Raw genomic sequence first — 25,124 nt, 5'->3', positions numbered from 1 at the left:
AAAGATTACTACAACTTTAGCCTTAAAGTTTACCTAAAAACAACACTTATTTATCAAAAAATTGTAAATTTCTCTAATGAATTTCTTAGCCCACATTTATCTCTCTGGAGAAGACCCTGAATTAAAAATCGGTAATTTTATAGCAGACTCTGTTAAAGGAAAAAAATTTCTTGACTATCCTGAACGTATAAGCCAGGGTATTACACTGCATCGAAAAATTGATTCATTCACAGATTCTCATGATATTGTAAAAAAAAGTGTGTCGCGCTTATTCCCAAAATACAGGCATTATAGCACAGTGATCGTTGATATTTTATACGATCACTTTCTTGCTGCTAATTGGGTAGAATATTCTGACACCCCTTTAGAAGAATATACTTTAGATTTTTACAGATTACTTCATCAACATCATGAAATCTTACCAAAAGAAATCCAAAAGCTATTACCATATATGGAACAAGATAACTGGTTATTAAGTTATGCCTCCATTTCGGGTATTGGAAATGTTCTATCAGGTATGAATCGTAGAACAAAAAATCGATCCAAAATGAATTTTGCAGTCATAGAACTTGAACAATATTATACCGATTTTGGAAAAGAATTTCGAACATTTTTCGAAGATGTTGAGCTATATACCAAAAACGAAATGAAAAAACTTTAACTCTGCATTATATGAAGCATTGTCTATATTTTTTGCTTGCCTTATTTATAGTATCCTGCAAAACCAGTACAGATAAACCCGCAAAAACCTATACTCCTATACGAGGTCTTATCACTCAAAAAGCGATGGTTGTGTCTGCAAGAGAAGAAGCTTCAAAAATTGGAGTTGAAATTATGAAAAAAGGTGGAAATGCTTTTGATGCAATGGTCGCAACAGAAATGGCACTTGCAGTATCTTACCCATATGCAGGTAATCTAGGAGGAGGAGGATTTATGATATATCGAAAAGCCGATGGAGAAACAGGGGCACTAGATTATCGAGAGAAAGCACCTCTGGCAGCAACCAAAAACATGTATCTCGATGAGCAAGGAGATCCCATCCCTGAGAAAAGTCAATACGGAGCTCTGGCTGCAGGAGTTCCTGGAACTATTGCAGGAATTTTTGCAGTACACAAAAAATTTGGCACGTTACCTATCCAAGACATCCTTACTCCCGTAGCTGAACTCGCTAATAAAGGTTTTGTAATTACAGAAAAGCAAGAAAAACGTTTTGAACATTATAAAGAATATTTTTTCAAAGTAAATGAAGATACTATCCCTATTCTTAAAGGGTACACCGCAGGCGATACTTTAAAAAATCCAAAATTAGCACAAACGCTTTATAGGATTATCAAAAACGGTAGAGATGAGTTTTATGAAGGAGAAACTGGGCAAAAACTAGTTGGTTTTATTCAGCAAAAAGGCGGAATCATAACCTTAGAAGATCTTAAGAAGTATAACGTAAAATGGAGAGACCCTGTACGGTTTACATATAAAGACCTATCTGTTATATCAATGTCCCCACCATCAAGTGGAGGCATTTGTTTAGCCCAAATTATGGGGATGATAGAGCCCTATAATCTAAGTGCCTATGATCATAATCAACTTGAAGCGATTCAAATACTGGTAGAAGCAGAACGAAGAGCGTATTCTGATCGTAGTTTTTATTTGGGAGATCCAGATTTTGTTGAGATTCCTGTTGATTCTCTTCTAAGTAATGCGTATTTAACCAAAAGAATGGAAGCTTTTAGTTTTGACAAAGCCACACCATCTTCAGAAATAAACCGTGGTAATATTTCTGGGTATGAAAGTAATGAAACTACCCACTACTCTATTATCGATCAATTTGGAAATGCAATATCTGTAACCACTACACTTAATGGTGCTTATGGATCCAAACTTTATATTCCTGAATTAGGTTTTTTCCTCAATAACGAAATGGATGATTTTAGTGCAAAACCAGGTACACCAAACATGTTCGGGTTAACCGGAGCCGAAGCTAATGCAATTGCTCCTGAAAAAAGAATGCTAAGTTCTATGACACCGACTATTATTGAAAAAGATGATAAATTATGGATGTCTGTGGGCACCCCTGGAGGATCTACGATCATAACTTCGGTATTACAAACCATTTTGAATGTAAAAGAATTTGGAATGACCATGCAAGATGCAGTAAATGCTCCTCGTTTTCACCATCAATGGTTACCAGATGAAATTTATTTTGAGCCAAATTTGTTTGACAAAGAATTGTTCAGCGCTTTAGAAGCAAAAGGGTACTCTATAAATGTAAAAAAATCCAAAATTACAAGTAAGGTAGATGGTATCCTTGTATTACCCGATGGAACTCTTGAAGGAGGAGCTGATAAAAGAGGAGACGATACTGCTATCGGATTTTAAATAATACACCAAAAATTCATGGATTTTATTACCTCCTTACTTTTAAAATTCGAGAAACAAGCAAATGAAACCGAAGCCAAAGCCATGAAGGTTTATTTAAAAAACCTCTTCCCTTTGTACGGCATAAAAGCTCCCATAAGAAAAGCATTCCTAAAAGAACTAATTAATGATTTTAAAGACCAGTTAACAAGAAACAATGTTATTGAAATAGCAACAATATTATATCAAAAACCTCAGCGAGAATTGCATTATTGTGCTATAGAAATTGTGGATCGTTTTATTAAGAAGAAATATGAAATATCGGATATAGATTTTATTAAAAAACTAATTATTACAAACTCCTGGTGGGATTCTGTAGATTTTATTGCCAAACATATTCTGGGTAATTACTTGCTGCAATATCCTGATCAAATACAGACTGTTGTCAATACTTTTTCTTCTTCAAAAAACATGTGGTTAAACCGAAGTGCGATATTATTTCAACTAGGATATAAAGATAAAACGAATGCAACCTTGTTATTCTCTTTGTGTGATCAACATAAATTTTCAGATAAATTTTTTATCAAAAAAGCAATTGGTTGGGCATTAAGAGAATATTCTAAGGTAAATCCAGAATCTGTAAAACATTATGTATCTCAAGCAAAATTAAAACCCTTATCGCAAAAAGAAGCTTTAAAAAGAATTCTATAATTTTTTAAAGCTGAGAATGATATGTATTCATAACTTCGCGACGTTTCCCTGAGGATAACAAAGGAATTTCGTCCACATATTCGATAGTAATATTAGCATCTTGACCCAAATACTCTTTGTACTCTAACAACATTTTTTCTTCATCTACTTTTGTATTTGTATTTAGTTTTATCAAGTACTCTTTTTCTCCGTACTGAACCAATTGAAACTGTTTATATTCTCCATATTTACATAATTTATACGAAATATGAGATGGTACAAGATCTCCATTAGTATTATAAATAAGGTCCAGTTTTCTTCCTTCGATCGATGCTAAGTAAGGGATTCCATTTTTATCAACCTCCATAGTTCCAATATCCCCTGTATCATAACGTATTAAAGGCATTGCATAATTATGCAAATCTGTAACTACAATTCTACCCCGTTCACCATTAGGCATAATAATATCCTGATCAAGACTCAATATCTCTACATGATAGCTGGCCAGGTTAATCATGAACTTATGTTCTTTACTTTTATCTTCCTGAGCAATAATTCCGTTTTCGTTATTAGAATATCTGGATACCGGGGTTACTCCAAAATATTTCTGCAATCTACTACGAGTATACTCATTTAACCCTTCAGAAATGGTTATAATAGAATGAACATTACAATTAACCGATTTCGCATTACTCCTGTCTAAATATTTACATATTTTTTCGAAAGCCGACACATACCCTAAAAAGCTCTTTCTTGATGTACTTTCTTCAAGTTTTTTGATAAACTCTGCTATATCATCATCTTCTAATTTAAAAACACTTTGTGGCACAATATTTTGTATCCAATCTTTAGAAAACAGGCTGCGTTTTAAGTTATCCGGCCAAATTTTTATGTACACCAATTCATAACCTATTTCATATCCTGATTTTTTTGAATAAAACAAGTTATCTCCTGTATTGCGGCATCTTTTACTCATATTTTGCAATACTGAAAATGGCGCTCCTGTAGATCCACTGGTAGAAACCAAAATACAATTTTTCGTTTTATACTTTGAAGAAGTAAAATCTTCAAAATTATCTCGAATTAAATTTTTATTGATTACAGGGAAATTAGATAGCTTGGAGTCATCAACTGCTTTATAAAACTCGGTAGTATCTATGGCATGATTAAGAATATCCTTAAGATATTTTGCCTTTTTATTTTTAGAAAATTCGGACGTAGGAAATTCATTAATCTGCTTGATATCACGATAATGATCCCTGATATCAAAACCTCTTAAAAAATCGTAAAACCAAAATGCATTTCTACGAAAAATTTGTAATAGATCCATTAGTGTATTACCCTTACTATAACTAAGTTGACTATCATAATGGTCTTACTAATCAAGGTCCAATTATGCTTAAACAAAGGTAAAAAAAAATGCGCAGCTTTTGACTGCGCATTTTTATTGATATACTTAGTGCTTATTTCACTTCTTCGAAGTCTACATCTTCAACATCGCTTCCTTCAGAACCTCCTCCAGATTGGTCAGCTCCTGCTCCTGCATCAGGTCCAGGTTGTCCATTTTGTTGAGCTTCAGCTTGAGCTTTGTACATTTCTTCGCTAGCTACTTTCCAAGCCTCATTGATTTTATCAAGAGCAGGTTGGATTACAGCAAGGTCTTTAGACTCATATGCTTTTTTCAATTCTTCTAAAGCATCTTCAATTGGTTTTTTCTTATCATCAGATAATTTTTCACCAAACTCAGTTAACTGCTTCTCTGTCTGGAAAATCATTCCATCTGCTTCATTCAATTTATCTGCAGTTTCTTTTGCAGCTTTATCCGCTTCAGCATTAGCTTCCGCTTCTTGCTTCATTTTCTCGATTTCTTCTTCTGTTAATCCTGAAGAAGCTTCGATACGAATATCCTGAGATTTATTTGTTGCTTTATCAGTAGCAGACACTTTGATAATACCATTTGCATCGATATCAAAAGTTACTTCGATCTGTGGTACTCCCCTTTGTGCAGGTGGGATTCCATCTAAATGGAAACGTCCAATCGTTTTGTTATCTGCTGCCATAGGGCGCTCTCCTTGTAATACATGAATCTCTACCGATGGTTGATTATCCGCAGCTGTAGAGAATACTTGTGATTTTTTAGTTGGGATTGTAGTGTTAGCATCAATAAGCTTAGTCATTACATTACCCATAGTCTCAATACCAAGTGAAAGTGGAGTTACATCTAGTAATAATACATCTTTAACATCTCCTGTTAATACTCCACCTTGGATTGCAGCTCCAACAGCAACTACCTCATCTGGGTTTACTCCTTTACTAGGTGCTTTACCAAAGAATTTTTCTACAGCTTCCTGTACTGCAGGAATACGAGTAGATCCTCCTACTAAAATAATTTCATCGATATCGCTTGTAGACAATCCCGCTGCTTTAAGTGCAGTACGACATGGTTCTACAGTACGTTTTACTAAGTCGTCGATTAACTGATCGAATTTAGATCTGCTTAATGTTCTTACCAAGTGCTTAGGACCACTAGCAGTAGCTGTTACATATGGTAAATTGATTTCTGTCTGTGCAGAAGAAGATAATTCTATCTTAGCTTTTTCAGCAGCTTCTTTAAGACGTTGCAATGCCATAGGATCTTGACGAAGATCCATATTTTCATCTGCTTTAAACTCTTCAGCTAACCAATCAATAATTTTTTGATCTACATCATCTCCTCCTAAGTGTGTATCACCATCTGTTGACAATACTTCAAATACACCATCTCCTAATTCAAGGATTGATACATCATGTGTACCACCACCAAAATCAAATACTACAATTTTTTGATCAGTTCCTTTTTTATCCAAACCATATGCTAATGCTGCAGCAGTAGGTTCATTGATAATACGTTCTACTTTAAGACCGGCAATTTCTCCGGCTTCTTTTGTAGCCTGACGCTGGGCATCGTTAAAGTATGCCGGCACAGTAATTACTGCTCTTGAAACATCTTGTCCTAAGTAATCTTCTGCAGTTTTCTTCATTTTTTGAAGTGTCATTGCAGATAATTCTTGAGGTGTATATAAACGTCCATCGATATCAACTCGTGGCGTATCATTATCTCCTTTTACAACTTTATACGCAGCTCTCTCAGCTTCTTTTGAAGATTCTGAGAATTTATTACCCATAAACCTTTTAATAGAAGAGATCGTTTTAGTAGGATTTGTAACTGCCTGACGCTTTGCAGGGTCTCCTACTTTAATTTCTCCTCCTTCTACAAAAGCAATTACAGAAGGGGTCGTTCTTTTTCCTTCGGCATTAGGGATCACTACAGGCTCATTACCTTCCATTACAGAAACACAAGAGTTGGTTGTCCCTAAGTCTATTCCTATTATTTTACTCATTTTATACTAAATTGTTATACTATTGTTCGTAATAATTTATTGCAGTAAGGTCAATGATTATGCCATTGCCATCTGTATGACAGGATGTCATTACAATTCTCTTAACCATCATAAAATCTATGCTTTTTAACTTCAAAAAAGTAATCTGAAGCTCTCGCGCTAACTATTCCTTAAAAAAGAAGTTTCTTTATTACCAAAAAACTATATTTACCCCCTAAATAGCTTCAATAATTACGAATTATGGAATGTATTAGTGTTTTTGATATGCTAAAAATAGGTGTTGGACCTTCAAGTTCACATACCTTAGGACCATGGCGTGCAGGTCGCAGATGGATTGCAGAACTTAAAGAAAATAGACAATTTGAATCGGTTATTTCGATAACAGTAGACCTTTTTGGGTCCCTTTCGCTCACAGGAAAAGGCCATGCTACAGATATTGCAGTGATCTTAGGTTTGTGTGGGTATGACCCACAAACCATAGACGTGTCTACCATTTCTTCAATTATAGATACCATACGCACATCAAAACAACTTAAATTTAATAATGAGATATTGGTTTCATTTGATCCAACATCTCAAATTATTTTTAATAGAGAGTTTAAAGAGTTTCATCCTAACGGTATGACTTTTCATGCTACCTTGACCGATGGAAAAAAAATAGACTCATCATTTTATTCTATTGGTGGAGGTTTTGTAGTAAAAGAAGAACGAAAGAGAAAAGAAAAAAAACTTACAGAATTTAAAGAGTTTCCAATGCCAATTCAAAAGGCAACCGATCTTCTCAACTATTGTCAAACACAAAACAAAAAAGTATCTGATATTGTTCTGGAAAATGAAAGGTCTTTGAGAGATGACCAGGAGATAGATCATAGAATTGATCAAATATGGACAGTAATGCTTGAGTCTATGTATACAGGTTGTCATACAGAAGGAACGCTTCCTGGTGGTTTAAATGTGAGACGTAGAGCATATGACACACACCAAAAACTTATTGGTTCTGCCGTTTATAATACTCCTACAGATTGGATTGAAGCCATACGAGATACTGAGGTGAAATTTCGTCAGATCTTAAAATGGGTTTCTTGTTTTGCTTTGGCAGTAAATGAAGTTAATGCTTCTTTGGGTAGAGTTGTGACTGCTCCGACCAACGGAAGCGCAGGAGTAATCCCGGCGGTAATGATGTATTATATGGTGATCGAAAATCACGATGCCAATTTTGATGATATAAAACAGTTTATGCTAGTCGCAGGAGAAATAGGAAGTTTATTCAAAAAAGGAGCTACTATATCTGCAGCCATGGGTGGTTGTCAGGCGGAGATTGGGGTATCCTCTGCAATGGCAGCAGGTGCTCTCACAGAATTGATGGGAGGCACACCAGAACAAGTCTTGATGGCCAGCGAAATTGCAATGGAACATCATCTTGGATTAACTTGTGATCCTATTGCGGGTCTAGTGCAAGTGCCATGTATTGAAAGAAACGCAATGGGTGCTATTAAAGCTATTAATGCCTGTGAAATGGCCCTGGATACAGATGCGGCTCATGCAAAAGTACCTTTAGACAAGGTTATTGAAACCATGTGGGAAACAGCACAAGATATGAACACTAAATACAAAGAAACCAGTGAAGGCGGACTTGCTGTAAAAGTAAGTTTAAGTGATTGTTAAAACAAGTAGTAGGGCTGTATAAAATAGGATTATAGGTATCTATAGACTATGACTACAAAACCGTAATTGGTAAGGTAATTCAAAAAATCATTTACACCCTTCTCTTGTTCTTGTATCTGCAAGAGCAATTATTCTCCATGAAGTTCCATCGTTGAATAATTGAAACACATTGACTCCGCAGTGGCTAAAGGTATCATTAAGATAAAACTCGTAAGGTGTCCAAACGTTTGCAATAGCAGAATCAGTATCAATCTTAAAAAGCAGTAATCGTTCATCCCATCGTTGTTCGGCCGGTCTGTCATGTATAGCCGCTAAAAATTTTTCAACATCAGTTTTGACGGTTTTTATTTTTCCTTCTTTGGTTTTTGCAATGGTTTGCATTACAATATTATGATCTATCGTTTTTTTTATCTTAGCAGTATCTCCCGCATGAAAACCTTCAAAAAATTGTAAAATAGTCTGTTTTACTTCTTTTTTATAGCGATTAACATCTTTAGAGTGATCCTTTTGAGAATACACCACACTTGTAAAAAGTAAAAAAGCAAATACTGTCAATTTATACATAATTATCACTTTTGATATCATTAAATGTAATATTTTAATTTGGAATTAAAATAAAAGAAAATCAAAAACTCCTTATACTTGTTACGATATCGGTAAATGATTACTTTTACAATCCTAAAACAATACAATTAAAATGTCTACAGCAAAAAAAGATTACAAACGTGTCACAGTAAAGTCACTCGTAGAAATGAAGTCAAATGGAGAAAAGATATCCATGTTAACTGCTTATGATTATACCATGGCAAAAATTGTTGATGGTGCTGGAGTAGATGTAATTCTTGTAGGCGATTCTGCATCTAATGTAATGGCAGGACACGAAACCACATTACCAATCACATTGGATCAAATGATTTATCATGCCTCTTCTGTGATTAGGGCTATCGATCGTGCATTGATTGTTGTTGATATTCCTTTTGGAAGCTACCAAAGTGATCCAAAAGAAGCGTTACGATCTGCTATCCGAATCATGAAAGAGTCTGGAGGTCATGCGGTAAAAATGGAGGGAGGTAAAGAAATCAAAGAGTCTATTAAAAGAACATTAAATGCAGGAATACCCGTAATGGGACATCTTGGATTAACGCCTCAATCCATATATAAATTCGGTACATATACTGTTAGGGCTAAAGAAGAGGAAGAAGCCCGAAAATTAAAAGAAGATGCCTTAATGCTCGAAAAAATAGGGTGTTTTGCTATTGTATTAGAAAAAGTTCCTGCCAAATTAGCTAAAGAAGTGGCAGAAAGTCTAACCATTCCTATTATAGGTATCGGTGCTGGAAATGGTGTTGATGGACAGGTTTTAGTTACCCATGATATGCTAGGAATGACGCATGAATTTAACCCTCGTTTTTTGAGACGTTATTTGGATCTATATACAGAGATGACAAATGCTTTTAAACAATATGTGACTGATGTAAAGTCTGTTGATTTTCCAAATGATAGTGAGCAGTACTAGGTTGTTAGTTGTTAGTTGTTAGTTGTTAGTTGTTAGTTGTTAGTTGTTAGTTAAAATTACCATTTTTTTACCTGTTTAAATTTGTCTTTAAAAACGCTTTCAAATAAAAATAATCTCCAGGTGCTGCATGAAGATAACCATATCATCATCGTTAATAAACGTGCCGGAGATATTGTACAAGGTGATAAAACAGGTGACAAACCGCTTAGTGAAATCGTTAAAGAGTATATAGCTGAGAAATATGATAAACCTGGAGCCGTATATCTTGGAGTTGTACACCGTTTGGATCGCCCTACAAGTGGAATAGTTGTGTTTGCTAGAACCAGTAAAGCATTACCTAGGCTAAACAAATTATTTGCAAATAAAGAAGCAAAAAAAACATATTGGGCTGTTGTACAACAACACCCCCCTAAAAAAGCTGACACACTTATACATTGGCTTAAACGAAACCCAAAGCAAAATAAGTCATATGCTCATGCTCATGAGGTTCCTGATAGTAAAAAAGCGATTTTAGATTATGAATTGATAAGAAAGCTTAATAACTACTACTTATTAGAAATTGATTTACATACAGGACGTCATCATCAAATCAGATCACAACTATCAAGTATTGGATCTGTTATCAAAGGAGATTTGAAGTATGGGGCTAATCGCAGTAATAAAGATGGCAGTATACACCTTCATGCAAGAAAACTAACTTTTATACATCCGGTAAAAAAAAAATCATTAACTATTATTGCTCCGCCACCACCTGATGCAATTTGGGACGCCTGCTTATAATCAAATTTATTTATAAGTCCTTATACTCTCTATAATTACCGAAGTTAATATTAACAACCCTCCTATGATGGTTGACAACACTGGAATTTCTCCTAAAAATATAATCCCAATAATAATTCCATATACGGGTTGCACACTACTTATAATACTTGCAGTTGTAATTGAGAATCGTTTAAAACTAGCCAAAAATAAAGTATGACCAATTGCTGTTGTTAACAATGCCAAAGTTAATGTTGGAAGCCACTGATTTTTAATTCCCGAACTATCCATAAATAGTAGAAAGGGTATTAAACAAAAAGTGACCACTACCAATTGATACCACATTAAAACCGATCCATTGTAGTTTCCCACTTTGGTTTTCATAATAATATTACGTAGAGAGTAGCAAAGCGCAGAAAGCACACCTAGAAGTACAGCTTTTGTATAAGAATTACTAAAATCTAGATCCGGAACCAAAAAATAGATCCCTACCAAAACCAATAAAGCTAATAGTAAATGTACTTTCTGAAATTTAGTTTTTAAAAGTACCGGCTCTAATAGCGCGGTTATTACGGGGTATATAAATATAGATAACATACCAATAGCCACATTGGATAATTTAAGTGCATAGAAATAAGTTACCCAATGCAATCCCATTAAAACACCACTCAAAATAATAGTTGGTCGATCTTTACTCCCGGTTCTAAATGATATTTTTTTCCATCTACAATACAGATACAACAATACCCCTGCAAACAAGGCTCTAAAACCAATAATCACAGGTACTGGCATATCAATATATCTTCCTAATGCCCCCGATGTACTTATCAAGAGCATAGCCAAATTTAATTCTAATATATTACGTAGGTGTAGATTTTTTTGCATGAAGAAATTGTATTATCGAATCAGTTTTTTAGATTTTTCTTTAATAATATCTGCAACTGGTCTACCTTCGATATTACTCTCTAACCAAGACAAGATGTCCAAATATAAAAAAGCCCTTTTTTCATAAGGATGATCTTCATACTGTTTTAATGTTGTATGCAACTTTTTAAATTCCTCTTTAATCTGATGTGGAAAAATGTCTCCCAAATTCTTCAGAAACTTAATCATTTCTTTTTGCACTTCATGCAGATCATCCATTTTGATAAGAAAACGATAGGTTTCTTTTAACTGGCTTTCTAAATGATAATCCATACCCGCTTCATAATGTGCCACCAAACTTAAAACTCTTGAAAAACACATCAAGTCTTCTCGCATTTTTAAGGACTTATTGTTAATAATTTTAGCAAGGTATTCGATACATTTTTTATGATTACCCATTCCAAAATATAAGCAACCAATTTTATAATAAAACACCATTACATGATGATCATCTAATCGGTTTTTAAACTCATCTATGCCATTAAGAATTTCTTTTACCAAATATTCCCCTTCTTCAAAAGTACCTTCAAGAAAATGAATGTTTAACTTATTATTATAAATAAATTGGAAGGATAATACCGCAATATTGTCATCCTTAGGAAAACTATCATCTGCAATAGTTTCTTCTAATTTTGATAACATTAACTGCAATTGAGTTTTATCTTTAATCAAAAACAGAGACTCTAATAAATAGTGATTTCCTCTTAAAAAGAAAACAGGGTTCAAAACCATCATCTTGGGATGCTCGTAAAAGAGATCAACCCATTTTTTTGAATATTTATAACAAGATAAAAAATCCTGAATAATGAAACTATACCACAGATGTGCTTTGTACAACCAGAGTTTCTCTCTAAACCCAAGCATACTCCATTCATATTTTGGTAATTTGCTATGAAAGTAATTGGTAATAACATTATGTTCTTTATCGTTTCTTACATAACCACTCTTTAGCATAAGACCATATAATTGAAGTGACAAATTAGACAATCTGCTTGTTAATACATTTTTCATGCTTAACATTTTGGCTTCTACTGTCAACTCATCTGCTCTACTATTGATACTTCTTGTTATATATTGAGTTTCAATAATTTTCTCTAATTCAACAATTTCATAGGCGATATTATGCTCTTCATTTTCTTTAGCCAGAGACTTGGCTTTTTCTAAAATTTTTAAACTTTGTTTATATAACCCTTTATGATATAAGATAGAAGCAAAATCCAGCTGCTCTCGTATTTGTGATCTTATATTTTGATGTAACGGACTTAAACGTAAGCTAATTAATATCTGTTTGTATAAATGCGCCTTGAGGTTAGAAAGTTGTTGTTTGGTAACTATTCCTTTTTTTACAATAAGATCTTCATCTAATGCATCACTTTTGTCTAGGTGATTAAATAATGCCAGAAATTTGGAGTCAGTATTTACCCCTAATCGGCCTACATATACCTTAAACTGTCGTTTTTCTGATTTTGAAAGCGACTTTACTAAAACAAACAAAGGATCTTTTTGATCATTAGTCATTGTAAGAAAATATATTGTAATTAACTGATTAAAAGGAATTTATAATTTCATTGAAATAGTTTAGCATTGTAAAACAACCAACAAAATACTTCCCTTTTGAATTCCCAAAATATAAATTCGTAATAGATTAAAGAAACATCTTTTAAGAATATTTTAAAAAGATGTTGTTTTTAAATGAGCACAATATTTAAAATCAACGGAATTCCTATGAGTGACAACAAAGTTCAAATATTCGACACTACTTTAAGAGACGGCGAGCAAGTCCCTGGTTGTAAACTAAATACCCAACAAAAACTAGTCATTGCCGAACAACTAGATCTTTTAGGTGTAGATGTTATAGAAGCGGGATTTCCCGTCTCAAGCCCTGGAGATTTTACTTCGGTAAATGAAATCGCCAAAATTGTTAAAAATGCAACAGTTTGCGGTTTAACCAGAGCAGTAGAAAATGATATTAAAGTAGCTGCCGAAGCGCTTAAATATGCTAAAAAACCCAGAATCCATACTGGAATTGGTACTTCTGAGTCTCATATTAAATATAAATTCAATTCGACACAAGACAAAGTTATAGAACGAGGAATTGCTGCGGTAAAATATGCAAAGTCCTTTGTTGAAGATGTTGAATTTTATGCCGAAGATGCTGGTCGCACCGACAACGAGTTTTTAGCACGAGTTTGTGAAGCTATGATCAAAGCCGGGGCGACCGTTCTTAATATACCCGATACCACAGGATACTGTTTACCTGAAGAGTATGGGGCCAAAATCAAATACCTAAAAGAAAATGTAAAGGGAATAGACAATGTAATTATTTCTTGTCATTGCCATAATGATTTAGGGTTAGCAACAGCAAATTCGATCGCAGGTGCTATTAACGGAGCCAGACAAATCGAATGTACAATCAACGGAATAGGAGAACGTGCAGGAAATACTTCTCTTGAAGAAGTAGTAATGATCATGAAACAGCATCCTTACCTGAATCTTAATACCGATATCAACTCAAAGTTATTGTACGAAACCAGCCTGATGGTATCTGATCATATGGGTATGATGGTACAACCAAACAAAGCTATTGTTGGAGCTAATGCTTTTGCACATAGTTCTGGAATACATCAGGATGGAGTGATAAAAAATCGTGAAACCTACGAAATTATAGATCCTGCCGAAGTCGGTGTAACAGAATCTGCCATTGTACTTACTGCAAGAAGTGGTCGAGCGGCATTAGCCTATAGAGCTAAAAAAGTTGGATACGAATTGACCAAGCTTCAACTAGACGATGTATATACCGAGTTTTTGAAATTCGCTGATCGTAAAAAAGAAGTTGTGGATGATGATATCCATCAAATAATGAAAAACTCTAATGTAACGGTTGCCGTAGTTGCCTAAAAATAGTATATAAACATACTTCTAGACTTATAAAAACTAGAGGAGTATTTTTTAAGATAAATTAATGAAAAAAACCTTATTCGATAAAGTTTGGGATGCACATGTCGTCAAAGAAATTCAAGATGGCCCACAAATATTATATATTGATAAGCATCTAATCCACGAAGTTACCAGTCCACAAGCCTTTGGAGAATTGGAACAACGTGGAATTCCTGTTTTTAGGCCTGATCAAATAGTTGCTACAGCAGATCACAATACACCAACTGTAGATCAACATCTGCCCGTAAAAGACGTTTTATCCAGAAATCAATTAGAGCAACTCACTAAAAATTGTCAAAAAAACAATATCACATTATACGGTCTCGGACACAAGTATAATGGTATAGTACATGTTATGGCTCCAGAACTAGGAATTACCCAACCAGGTATGACTATGGTATGTGGAGATAGTCATACTTCTACACATGGCGCGTTTGGTACTATTGCCTTTGGTATTGGTACCAGCCAGGTAGCACAGGTGTTTGCCAGTCAATGCTTATTACTACAAAAACCTAAAAGTCTTCGTGTAAATGTAAACGGAACCTTAAAACCCGGAGTTTTACCTAAGGATGTAATACTATATATTATTGCAAAATTAGGAACCAATGCAGGTACAGGATATTTTTGTGAGTATGCTGGAAATGTATTTGAGGAGATGTCTATGGAAGGTCGAATGACCGTTTGTAATATGAGTATCGAGATGGGTGCACGTGGTGGCATGATTGCTCCAGACACAACCACTTTTGAATATATTAAAGATAGAGAGTTTGCTCCTAAAGGAGAGGAATTTGATAAAAAAGTAGCCTATTGGAAAACACTTCCAACCGATGAAGGTGCCGTTTTTGACAAAGAATATCATTTTGATGCTGCCGATATCGAACCTATGATTACCTATGGTACAAATCCAGGTATGGGGATCAAAATTTCAGAAAGTATTCCTACTGATGATAATTCTTCTTTTGAAAAATCATTAGCCTACATGAATTTTGAAAAAGGACAATCTCTTGTAGACCAAAAAATCAATTACGTCTTTATAGGTAGTTGTACAAACAGTAGAATTGAAGATTTTAGAATCGCCGCAAATTATATTAAAGGGAAAAAGAAAGCTGATAATGTAACTGCTTGGTTCGTACCAGGTTCTCAACAAGTCGCTCAGCAAATTGTAGAAGAAGGTTTAAAAGAAGTTTTTGAAGATGCTGGGTTTAAGCTTCGTCAACCAGGTTGTTCTGCCTGTTTAGCAATGAATGATGATAAAATCCCTGAAGGAGAATACTGCGTATCTACCTCTAACAGAAATTTTGAAGGACGACAAGGACAAGGTGCCAGAACCATTCTGGCTAGTCCACTTGTAGCTGCTGCTACCGCTGTAGAAGGAAAAATTATTGATATCACTAAACAACTAAACTAAAATCATGGATAAGTTTACAAAACTAACATCCTCGGCCATACCATTATCTATAGAAAATGTTGATACAGATCAGATTATTCCTGCTCGATTTTTAAAAGCGACTAATCGCGATGGTTTTGGCGAAAATCTATTTAGAGACTGGCGATTTCATAAAGACGGAAGCAAAAACGAAGAATTTGTAATGAATAATCCAACCTATAGCGGAAAAATACTTGTTGCTGGGGATAACTTTGGATGTGGTTCTAGTAGAGAGCATGCCGCATGGGCCATTCATGATTTCGGATTCAAAGTAGTTGTATCTAGTTTTTTTGCTGATATTTTTAAAGGAAATGCCCTTAATAATGGTGTATTGCCTATTCAGGTTTCGCCAGAGTATTTAAAAGAGCTATTTAATGCAATCGAAAAAGATCCTAATACTCAAATCGAAGTAGATCTTGAAGCACAGAAAATCTCACTTCTTACTAGTAGAATTACTTCAGAATTTGAAATTAATAGTTATAAAAAGACATGCTTAATCAATGGATATGACGATATCGATTTTTTAATCAGTAACAAATCAGAAATAGAAGCATTCGAAAACGCAAAAGCATAATAAGAAACACTTCGACAAGCCTGTATTGAGCTAAGTCGAAATACTCAGTGACGAAAATAAAAAGAAACATATGAAATTAGATATCGCGGTATTATCAGGAGATGGAATTGGTCCAGAAGTGACTGCCCAGGCTATTAAAGCATTAGAAGCTGTTGCGCATAGTTTTGATCACACCTTTGTTTTCAAAGAAGCATTGGTTGGTGCCATTGCAATTGACAAAACCGAAAACCCATTACCAGATGAAACTTTAGAGCTTTGTGCCAACACAGACGCTGTTTTATTTGGTGCTATAGGGGATCCAAAATATGACAATAATCCTAGTGCACCAGTACGTCCAGAACAAGGATTATTGAAATTACGTAAAGAATTAGGCCTCTATGCCAACATAAGACCTGTTAAAGCTTATAGTACACTAATTGACAAATCTCCCCTTAAACCAGAGATTATTCAAGGTACTGATATTTCTATCTATCGCGAACTAACAGGTGGAATCTACTTTGGAAAAAAACATTTGAATGAAGATGGTACCGTAGCCTCCGATCTTTGTGAGTATTCTAAGGAAGAGATTGAACGTATTACGCGTTTAGCATTTAAAGCAGCGCAAAAGCGAAGAAAAAAATTAACATTAGTTGATAAAGCTAATGTTTTAGAATCTTCTCGATTATGGAGAAAAGTAGTTACCGAAATCGCTAAAGACTATGATGATGTTGCGCTTGACTTTTTATTTGTAGACAATGCTGCTATGCAAATGATCTTAAATCCTAGTCAATTTGATGTTATTCTAACAGAAAACATGTTTGGAGACATTATTTCAGATGAAGCTAGTGTAATAGGAGGATCTATTGGTTTATTAGCATCGGCATCCGTTGGTGATACGTGTTGCATGTTTGAGCCAATACATGGTTCATATCCTCAGGCAACTGGCAAAGGTATAGCAAATCCAATTGCAGCCATTCTTTCTGCAGCAATGTTATTAGAACATTTCGATTTACTGGGAGAAGCTAATGCAATTAAAGATGCTGTAGAAAAGGCACTAGAATTAAACCTTACTACACCCGATCTAAACGCTACCAATCCATTAACTACCGAAAAAGTAGGTGACTTTATAGCCGATTATATATTAAATCCTGAAGATTCTAATATCAATTTTGAAAACATACACGTCGGACAATCTACAATTATTTAATTTTTTAGTAGTATTCTGTTTTTAAAAAAGCAACCAGAGTCTGTTCTCTTGGTTGCTTTTTCGTTTTATTTTATTTCTAGTATTACAAAAAATCTTTTTTCACTTTCAACAAGCGTTAAAATATCTGTTTTTCAAAAGATTAAACACTGTAACATTTTATAAACTATACACAAATCAGTAATTTAGTAGAGCTAATGAAAAAGAAAAGAAGATGTTATTTCCAAGAACAAATATTGAAAAGCAGTTGAGTAAACTGAGATCTAAAGAATTTGACTCATCTTCATGGAAAAGTCAAGTGCAAAATATTTTCAAAATGGAAGCATTGCATGAAGACAGAATTCTTCAAAATTTGGATGATACCTCAAATGTTACCTATAATTCATTTGATTTTGATCAATTAGAAACTGATAAAATATATCATATCAAACAGATCAAAAACATCTGTATTGATTATCGTTTACGCTTTTTAGATTCTAAATATTTTAAAGGAAAACTTCCGCATGAAGCTATTACAATAATTAAAGAGCTTGAGAAAAAGCATCAAACAGAACTTAAAGGATTTAAAATTATAGCACCCTCTAAGCTTTTTAAATTAGAAAATGCAGATGACCCCCTACTCTTTGCTCCTATGGGTAATGATTACTTTTATCTTGTTCATAAATGGGGAAACGATCTACATCCATTAAGAAAAATCATGATGTGGTTCTTTAAAAGTTTTGAAAACTTACTTTTTCTTACCTTTCTAGTAAGTCTTTTGCTTACATTTATGGTTCCAGATGGGCTGTTTAGTAAAACCAGTGATACATCGACTTTTATCATGATATTTTTCTTCATGTTCAAATCGGTAGCTGCTGTGGTACTCTTCTATGGATTTGCTCTTGGCAAAAACTTTAACACCGCAATCTGGAATAGTAAATATTTTAATGCTTAAATAGAGAATTTATGTTCCCCGAAAGTGAATACGAACGAGTATATACAGGCAGTTTAATTAATATACAGTTTCTACAAAACATACTTCAGGATAGAGGTATTAATTCTGTTACACGAGATGATCTAAAATCTGGTATGATGGCTGGTTTTGGTGGAGGGCTCCCCGATCACATACAACTCTTTGTGAAAAAAACCGATGTAGAAGAGGCTATCCCTATTATTGAAAAAAGTTTATCATAAGCATTATGGAAGACGAAAATAAACCCTCTAGAAGAACCTGGGATTTAATGATTGGAATTGCTTTAGTCATTTTTGGAAGTTTACGACTTTACAATCGACTACAAGCAAACATAGAATGGGACTTCAGGGCTATTTTTACAATATTATTTATAGGGTATGGAGTTTTTTTAATCTACAGGCATTTTCAAAATTCTAAGAAAAATTAGTTTTTCTTTTCCGCAATTTTACTCATTGCTCGTTCACTTATAGCTGTAATTGACAAGGATGGATTAACTCCAGGGTTTGCCGATATCATAGAACCATCACAAATAAACATGTTATCATATCCAAAAACCTTATTATTTTCATCGATAACCCCTTCAGATGGGGTTGCCCCCATAACCGCACCTCCAAGAATATGTGCTGTAGATGGAATTCCTGCAAGAGGTTCTAAGGCAAAAACTGTTTCTTTACCCTTAATTAGTTTCGCATAACGTTTTGCCAATCCTAAAGATTGAGGAATAAAGGCTGAAGGTTTTTTTCCTTCGGCTACTCTGGTATTCATAACTCCAAAGCTATTTCGTTTAAACTTTAACGTACTATCCAAAGTTTGCATAAAAAGTAAAACTGTTGTACTCTTACTCCAGTCCCTGGTCGTGTATAATTTAATGTAGGACAAAGGATGTTTTATAAAACTTGTAAACATTTTAGTTACTCTTACAATTGTATTTTTACCATGAGTCAATGGTAAATGTGACAATCGCCAAAAACCAGAACCTTTTGCATATCGTACAATCTCCAGATGGCTATTCTCATCTGTATTAAGAATAGATCCTATGGCTACTCCTTTTGACATATCCTTTTTTCTATCAAGATTAGTAACACTAATCAAGCTTTCGTTATTCGTTCTTATATCATGCCCTAGTCGATCAGAAAGCTTAGGTAATGATTTTTGTTTCAGTTTAAGCAACAATTTTATAGTCCCCAACACGCCTCCCGAAAAAACAACTCCCTTAGCCTTAATTGATTTTTTCATTTTAAAAATCCCGGTTGAGGATTTATACTTTACCTCATACCCATTTTCCAAAGGGATAACATCATAAACTTCATTTTCTGCAAGAATTTCAGCTCCTAATTGCTGTGCTAGATAGAGGTAATTAGTATCCAAAGTATTTTTTGCACCAACTCTACATCCTGTCATGCATCCTCCACAATAGTTACAACCTGTTCGATCCGGACCTTTTCCATCAAAATAAGGATCAGGTACAGTTACGTTTGGTTTGCCAAAGAAAACAGCCACATCTGTTGCTTCAAAATTATCTTTGATATCCATTTCAGCTGCGAGTTCTTTAAGTGCTTTGTCACCATCAAAAAGTGTTGGGTTTTTTTGTGCACCCAGCATTTTTAAAGCCGTTTGATAGAATGGAGCTAGTTCATTTTGCCAATCTGCTAGTTTACCCCAACTACCAGAAGTAAAAAAAGCCTTTTTAGGTACTGGCAATGTATTCGCATAGACTAAAGAACCTCCTCCGACACCTGTTCCAGAAATAACAACTACATGTTTAAAAAAAGACATCTTCATAATACCGAACCATCTAAAAAAAGGCACCCATAACCATTTCTTAAGATTCCAGTTCGTTTTTGGAAAGTCTTTGGGTTTATACCATTTTCCTTTTTCGATCACTAAAACATTATACCCTTTCTCTGAAAGTCTTAACGCACTTACAGATCCTCCAAAACCACTACCAATAATAATATAATCATATTCTTTTTTAACACTCATGTTTGTAATTGGTATATATACTAGAATAAATTGTTAAGTTTGAAAAAATCACAAAATAAAAATCAAACTATCAACTCAAATATAGTTCGGTTTTAATAAATTACCAAGTATGGGAAGAAAATCTATACTCAAAGATAGAAAAGAAAAAAATAAAAAAGTCGAAGCATGGACTCAAGCGTTGCTTCCAAAAATTAAAAAAACCGATTTAGGAAATTTGACAATGGATGATCTTGCTTTACTTATGAGCAAAAGTAAATCGACTATCTATCAATATTTTACAACCAAAGAGGAAATTTTTGATTATATCACTCAAGTTAGAATAGATCGTTTGTATAGTTACAAAAATGAAATCACTGGAGAAATCTTACAATTAGATTATCAATACGATACCTTGGCCCGAATACTAACTGAAGGGGCAAAAGATATTTCTGCTTTTTACCTTAGACAATTGCAACAGCATTATCCTAGTGCATGGAAGATTATTGAAGAGTTCTTATATGCATTATTAGACGATCTAAAGCAATTTTATCTTTTGGGGATTGAAAACAAAATGTTTAAACCTGTATCTGTTGAGTTACTGATAAAAATTGACGAATTTTTTATTTTACAACTCATCACAGACGATAAATTTTTTACGCAATCAAAAGAAACACTAGCATCGACTATCAAAGACTATATGTTTTTAAAGTTTGAAGGTTTAATGAAATAACAACCTCATTCTTAGTAAGAAGTTTTTAATATAAATAAACCCGAAAGTGATCACTTTCGGGTTTATTATATATTGGATTTAGTTATCTTAAAATCGTAACTAAAATAATTATCTAATTACAAACTTAGAATTGTCAATTGTTCCATTACTCCTTTTTATTTGAGCAAAATATACTCCTGATTTAAGGGTATTCAAATAAAGGGTCTTTGCAGAACTGTTTAATGCCCCAACATTTTGAGTATGCACTAATCTACCACTTAAACTATATATTGAAACTGTTGCATTTGCTACAGGAGGGTTAGAAGAAATCTGAATTTCACCGTCAGAAATTGTAGGGAATAATACTGTGCCATTGGCAGCAAGGTTTGGTTCTTCCTCTTCTTCTTCAGCAGTTTCTTCTTCATCTTCTCCCTGACCCGGATTAATAGAACGAATTGCCCATCCAAATGAGTTAACTGCTGGATCTGTTAACAGTCTGAAACGTAACGCTACAACATCTCCATCTTCAAAGAAGTCTAATAGATTTATCGTTTGTTCTTTAAACAATCCATCATTTATAGAAGGCGTAGGTCCAGAATTATAAACTTCTGTCCATTCTGGGAATCTCTCTGCGTTATATGCATCCAGTTGTACCCAATTTTGTAAATCTGAAGAAGCCTCTACAGCAACAAGATCATAAAATTGTCCAGGAGCAGGTCCCAATTCAACTATAGCAACATCTTCATAAGAAAGATTTTCATTTCCGGCAGTAACTAATACGGGATGTTTTAATACTGTATTATATTCAGTTCCATCTCTATAAGGATGATCTGCATTACTTAACACATCTGTGCTAACAGTACCTCCTACATTATCAACTACGAATTGCCCTCCAAAAGTATACACATCTGCAGCTTCAAAAGTATCAATAGATACTAAGGATTCTGGCTCTTTAAAATCAATAATATCAAATTCTAAGTTTGATACAATAGAGCTATTCCCTTCGCTATCAAATACCTGGAATCCAACGCTATGCTCACCTTCTGTTAAATCATCGATATTATACTCAAATTCGGTACCCTGAGCTACATTATCAGTGATTTCATCTACTTCCGTCCCATCAACAAATACCTTTATTAGTTCGGCATTTTCATTAGTTTGTACATATTTTACAATAGCGTCTTGACTTTCTATAGACTCCTGAGATGCACTAACAATTGTTGGAGGCGCATAGTATGCAGGTGGCTCATACCCAGCTAACTCTTCAAGTTCTGCAGTCCAAACACCTCTACCATGAGTAGCCATTACTACTTCATTGTTCACTATTTTCATCTGAAAAACAGAGAATGCAGGTAACCCAGCCAATAATGCCCAGTTTTTACCTCCATCAAGAGTTTGAAAAACTCCGATATCAGTTCCTACCCACAATCTATCTTCGTCAAAAGGCATTTCAACTAAACTATGTATAGCAACATCTGGAAAACCTCTATCTTCTCCGGTAGAAAAACCAGAGATATCTTCCCAAGTTTGTCCTAAATCTTCAGTTTTAAGAATTTTAGCTGCACCCTGACCAGAGAATAACACATATGCTCTATCAGCATTAGTTGGTGATGTCTCTACACCAGCTATGAAGTAATTATGACCAACACCATCTCTTGGATCAGCAAAAGTAGCTGTAGCTTCATAAGACACTCCATTATCTTTAGAAACGTGCATCACATAACTTCCTGACTCTGTCATTGCATTACCTGCCCAAACAACGTCAGGATTTGCAGTAGATACAGATACATCTAACCAACTTGACGCCCCAACAGAGAAATTATTAGGAATTGGTGTCAAGCTCCATGTTTCTGCAAAGTTAGAAGATCTCCAAACCCCACTAATTGAAGGGCTAAACAGAACATCTGGATTGTTATTTGAATTAGTTATTTTTGAATAAAAAGGTGAAGTACCTCTTCCAGACTCACCATGTCTTGCATTAAATCCTTGTCCATTTACATAACGAACAAATCCATTAAACTGTGAACCACCAATAAACTTATTCGGGTCATTATAGTTCCATAACACTTCAAAACCATCACCTCCGATAATGAAGATATAATCTGTCTCATCATTTGCTCCACTTGGTGTAAATGATATCCAAGTTCCATTATCTTGAGCTCCTGCAGTATAGTCTTGCACTCCATTGCGTTTATCCGCACCATAAAATTGTGTACAATTTAATCCAACCGCAGCTTGAGACCAATCATTAAATGTTGTACCAGGATCAACTAGATAATCCGTATGATATACACCTCCATCATTAGAAAGAATTAACTTAAATTTTTTGTCTTTACCAGGGCTTGGTATATACGTCATTCCATGTTGATCTACATGAACGTAATCATTCAACTCGTTATTATAACCAGCAGCAATAGGTTGATATGTATAACTTAATGGTTTTCCTGCTACTTCTACTCTATGTGTTACAACACCTCCTGAATAAAAGATATTTTCGTTAAAAGGATGCGCCATTAAAAGATTATCATACCATCCTTGACCTGTAACAAGGTTACCAGTTGCTGGATCTCCTTCGTAAGCTAGTAATGTAAATGTTTCTCCGGCGTCATCAGATACATAAAAATCTGTATTAACAGCTGTAGTTGCCCCTCCTTGAGGAGTATATACTCCTACAAAAATCTTATTAGAATTAGCAGGTGATATATCTAACTCAAAACGTGCATGATTTGCATTATAGTCATCTTTATTCAGTACTACATTCCATGTTGATCCACCATTATTACTTTTGATAACTCCAACACTATTTACTCCTGCATACATTACTGTGCATGCATCAGTAGCATAATTAAGGTCCTGAACATTACCTCCGCTATATGTGTTTGCCCATGTAGCACCACCATCTCTAGTAACAAAAATACCGTTAGTACTAGCTACAACAAGATGATTTTCATCATTTTGATTTACTGCTAAACGGCCAATACCACCAAAATCTTTTGTATTATTAAGATACTCCCAGCTACGACCGCCATTTGAAGATTTTAGTAATCCTATTCCACCAATAGCATCAAGATTACCAAAAGGCTCACCTGTACCTACATAAATTACTTGTGGATTATTTTTACTTATTGCCACTGTAGATGTAGAAAGGTTTGGTACTTTATAGTCTGTAAGGTTTTCCCACGTAGTTCCGGCATCTTCGGTAACCCAAAGTCCTCCACCTACAGTACCGGCATACCATTTATCTGCATTATCTGGAGCTACTACTACCCCACGTATTCTACCTGGTACATTTGCAGGACCACGCTCGGTATAATTTATAATGCTTGTTGCGCTTTTTGATCTAAAAGCGCTCGCTTTTTTCATAGCTTTTTGATGCTCTGTCATCATATAACCATCTTTATATGATGATTTTTCTGCCCCAATAGGTTTCATGAGATTTGCCAATTCATTAGCAATTATCTCAATCCCCTTCTTTTTGTTATAATCTTTTTTAGTTTTTTTGCTCTTTACGACTACTGGAGTCTTCATCTCTACTACCGGCTGTTCATTCTTGTTTTGACAAGAAGCAAGAACCAATACCATAGAGGCTAGTAATAGCAACTGTTTAAAGTAAAATTTGCGTTTCATTTTAGTTATTTAAATTGATTATTATTAATTGAGTGTGAGTATTTTTCTTTAAAACTTCTTCTGGGTTATCTGATGTGGGTTTTTGTTCCATCCCGACATATGGGGTAAGCTTTAATGATGTATTATTATTCCACTCAACATTAGTACCCCTAAAAGTGCCTTGCTTTATGATATCTTTTGTACCTGCTTTATACACTATATATTCAAAATGAAATGCAGGGTCTCCTACTTTCATATTTTTTTTAACATGAAGCTCCATGGATCTATCTCCATTTAGCATTGGTTTAGAAGAACTATTCACAGCGGGTATAATTGATGTGGGCACAGAAGTCTTTTCTGTGGAATTTTTCTCAACTGTTTTACATTGCGAAAATGAGAAGACAGTGAGATTAAGAAAAAAAATGAGTGTAATTTTTCTTGATAACATTGAACCGTATTAAATTAACTATTAAAGCTTACTAGCTA

The 25,124-nt window shown here is 34.4% G+C and carries 22 protein-coding genes; 14 read left to right on the top strand and 8 right to left on the bottom strand.

Annotation, left to right across the window (positions count from 1 at the left end; translation table 11 throughout):
* Positions 1–76: 76 nt before the first annotated feature.
* The 3 genes from JJQ60_RS21000 to JJQ60_RS20990 are packed head-to-tail and all read left to right on the top strand — an operon-like array spanning position 77 to position 3,066.
* Complete coding sequence (locus JJQ60_RS21000; RefSeq protein ID WP_201924538.1) at positions 77–661, top strand: acyl carrier protein phosphodiesterase; 585 nt, start codon at positions 77–79, stop codon at positions 659–661.
* A gap of 11 nt (positions 662–672) precedes the next feature.
* Positions 673–2,376, top strand: a complete 1,704-nt coding sequence (gene ggt / locus JJQ60_RS20995; RefSeq protein ID WP_201924536.1) for a gamma-glutamyltransferase — start codon at positions 673–675, stop codon at positions 2,374–2,376.
* Between the two features lie 18 nt (positions 2,377–2,394).
* Complete coding sequence (locus JJQ60_RS20990; RefSeq protein ID WP_201924534.1) at positions 2,395–3,066, top strand: DNA alkylation repair protein; 672 nt, start codon at positions 2,395–2,397, stop codon at positions 3,064–3,066.
* Between the two features lie 4 nt (positions 3,067–3,070).
* Here the strand turns inward: JJQ60_RS20990 and JJQ60_RS20985 are convergent, their stop codons facing one another.
* Positions 3,071–4,375, bottom strand: coding sequence for a phenylacetate--CoA ligase family protein (locus tag JJQ60_RS20985; RefSeq protein ID WP_201924532.1), 1,305 nt, complete (start codon positions 4,373–4,375; stop codon positions 3,071–3,073).
* Between the two features lie 133 nt (positions 4,376–4,508).
* Complete coding sequence (gene dnaK / locus JJQ60_RS20980; protein ID WP_201924529.1) at positions 4,509–6,425, bottom strand: molecular chaperone DnaK; 1,917 nt, start codon at positions 6,423–6,425, stop codon at positions 4,509–4,511.
* A gap of 240 nt (positions 6,426–6,665) precedes the next feature.
* Between dnaK and JJQ60_RS20975 the strand changes: the two genes are divergently transcribed.
* A complete protein-coding gene (locus JJQ60_RS20975; protein WP_201924527.1) occupies positions 6,666–8,090 on the top strand; it encodes an L-serine ammonia-lyase in 1,425 nt (474 codons plus the stop codon).
* Between the two features lie 87 nt (positions 8,091–8,177).
* On the opposite strand, the gene JJQ60_RS20970 is transcribed toward JJQ60_RS20975, so the two are convergent.
* The gene (locus JJQ60_RS20970) at positions 8,178–8,654 is read right to left on the bottom strand and encodes a nuclear transport factor 2 family protein (protein WP_201924525.1); all 477 of its coding nucleotides are present in this window, start codon (positions 8,652–8,654) and stop codon (positions 8,178–8,180) included.
* A 133-nt stretch (positions 8,655–8,787) separates the two neighbouring features.
* On the opposite strand from JJQ60_RS20970, the gene panB reads away from it, so the two are divergent.
* Both panB and JJQ60_RS20960 read left to right on the top strand, forming a co-directional pair.
* Positions 8,788–9,606, top strand: coding sequence for a 3-methyl-2-oxobutanoate hydroxymethyltransferase (gene panB / locus JJQ60_RS20965; protein ID WP_201924524.1), 819 nt, complete (start codon positions 8,788–8,790; stop codon positions 9,604–9,606).
* Between the two features lie 81 nt (positions 9,607–9,687).
* On the top strand, positions 9,688–10,386 hold the full coding sequence (locus JJQ60_RS20960; protein ID WP_201924523.1) for an RluA family pseudouridine synthase: 699 nt from the start codon (positions 9,688–9,690) through the stop codon (positions 10,384–10,386).
* Positions 10,387–10,392: 6 nt separating this feature from the next.
* Here the strand turns inward: JJQ60_RS20960 and JJQ60_RS20955 are convergent, their stop codons facing one another.
* Complete coding sequence (locus tag JJQ60_RS20955; protein WP_201924522.1) at positions 10,393–11,250, bottom strand: DMT family transporter; 858 nt, start codon at positions 11,248–11,250, stop codon at positions 10,393–10,395.
* 12 nt (positions 11,251–11,262) lie between these two features.
* Complete coding sequence (locus tag JJQ60_RS20950; RefSeq protein WP_201924521.1) at positions 11,263–12,807, bottom strand: hypothetical protein; 1,545 nt, start codon at positions 12,805–12,807, stop codon at positions 11,263–11,265.
* 207 nt (positions 12,808–13,014) lie between these two features.
* On the opposite strand from JJQ60_RS20950, the gene JJQ60_RS20945 reads away from it, so the two are divergent.
* From JJQ60_RS20945 to JJQ60_RS20915, 7 genes are all read left to right on the top strand, one after another.
* A complete protein-coding gene (locus JJQ60_RS20945; protein ID WP_201924557.1) occupies positions 13,015–14,187 on the top strand; it encodes a 2-isopropylmalate synthase in 1,173 nt (390 codons plus the stop codon).
* A gap of 64 nt (positions 14,188–14,251) precedes the next feature.
* The gene (gene leuC, locus JJQ60_RS20940) at positions 14,252–15,634 is read left to right on the top strand and encodes a 3-isopropylmalate dehydratase large subunit (protein WP_201924519.1); all 1,383 of its coding nucleotides are present in this window, start codon (positions 14,252–14,254) and stop codon (positions 15,632–15,634) included.
* 4 nt (positions 15,635–15,638) lie between these two features.
* Complete coding sequence (leuD, locus tag JJQ60_RS20935) at positions 15,639–16,226, top strand: 3-isopropylmalate dehydratase small subunit (protein WP_201924517.1); 588 nt, start codon at positions 15,639–15,641, stop codon at positions 16,224–16,226.
* A gap of 70 nt (positions 16,227–16,296) precedes the next feature.
* On the top strand, positions 16,297–17,412 hold the full coding sequence (leuB, locus tag JJQ60_RS20930; RefSeq protein WP_201924515.1) for a 3-isopropylmalate dehydrogenase: 1,116 nt from the start codon (positions 16,297–16,299) through the stop codon (positions 17,410–17,412).
* Positions 17,413–17,623: 211 nt separating this feature from the next.
* Positions 17,624–18,343 (top strand): hypothetical protein, encoded by a 720-nt coding sequence (locus tag JJQ60_RS20925; RefSeq protein ID WP_201924513.1) that lies wholly within the window; start codon positions 17,624–17,626, stop codon positions 18,341–18,343.
* Positions 18,344–18,354: 11 nt separating this feature from the next.
* Positions 18,355–18,582 (top strand): putative signal transducing protein, encoded by a 228-nt coding sequence (locus JJQ60_RS20920; protein ID WP_201924511.1) that lies wholly within the window; start codon positions 18,355–18,357, stop codon positions 18,580–18,582.
* Between the two features lie 5 nt (positions 18,583–18,587).
* A complete protein-coding gene (locus JJQ60_RS20915) occupies positions 18,588–18,788 on the top strand; it encodes a hypothetical protein (RefSeq protein ID WP_201924510.1) in 201 nt (66 codons plus the stop codon).
* Here the strand turns inward: JJQ60_RS20915 and JJQ60_RS20910 are convergent.
* On the bottom strand, positions 18,785–20,344 hold the full coding sequence (locus JJQ60_RS20910; RefSeq protein ID WP_201924509.1) for a GMC oxidoreductase: 1,560 nt from the start codon (positions 20,342–20,344) through the stop codon (positions 18,785–18,787). The two genes, JJQ60_RS20915 and JJQ60_RS20910, sit on opposite strands and share 4 nt — an antisense overlap.
* A gap of 109 nt (positions 20,345–20,453) precedes the next feature.
* Here JJQ60_RS20910 and JJQ60_RS20905 point away from each other — a divergent pair, with 109 nt between their 5' ends.
* The gene (locus JJQ60_RS20905) at positions 20,454–21,053 is read left to right on the top strand and encodes a TetR/AcrR family transcriptional regulator (RefSeq protein WP_201924508.1); all 600 of its coding nucleotides are present in this window, start codon (positions 20,454–20,456) and stop codon (positions 21,051–21,053) included.
* A 108-nt stretch (positions 21,054–21,161) separates the two neighbouring features.
* On the opposite strand, the gene JJQ60_RS20900 is transcribed toward JJQ60_RS20905, so the two are convergent.
* Positions 21,162–24,659, bottom strand: coding sequence for a T9SS type A sorting domain-containing protein (locus tag JJQ60_RS20900; protein ID WP_201924507.1), 3,498 nt, complete (start codon positions 24,657–24,659; stop codon positions 21,162–21,164).
* A gap of 1 nt (position 24,660) precedes the next feature.
* Positions 24,661–25,086: a hypothetical protein gene (locus JJQ60_RS20895; RefSeq protein ID WP_201924506.1), complete on the bottom strand. Its 426-nt coding sequence runs from the start codon at positions 25,084–25,086 to the stop codon at positions 24,661–24,663.
* Positions 25,087–25,124: the final 38 nt, after the last annotated feature.

The sequence above is a fragment of the Aquimarina mytili genome (assembly GCF_016735115.1).
Classification (GTDB): Bacteria; Bacteroidota; Bacteroidia; order Flavobacteriales; family Flavobacteriaceae; genus Aquimarina; species Aquimarina mytili.
The sequence above is the reverse complement of the archived record's forward strand: the minus strand, read 5'-3'. Positions and strand labels throughout refer to the sequence as shown.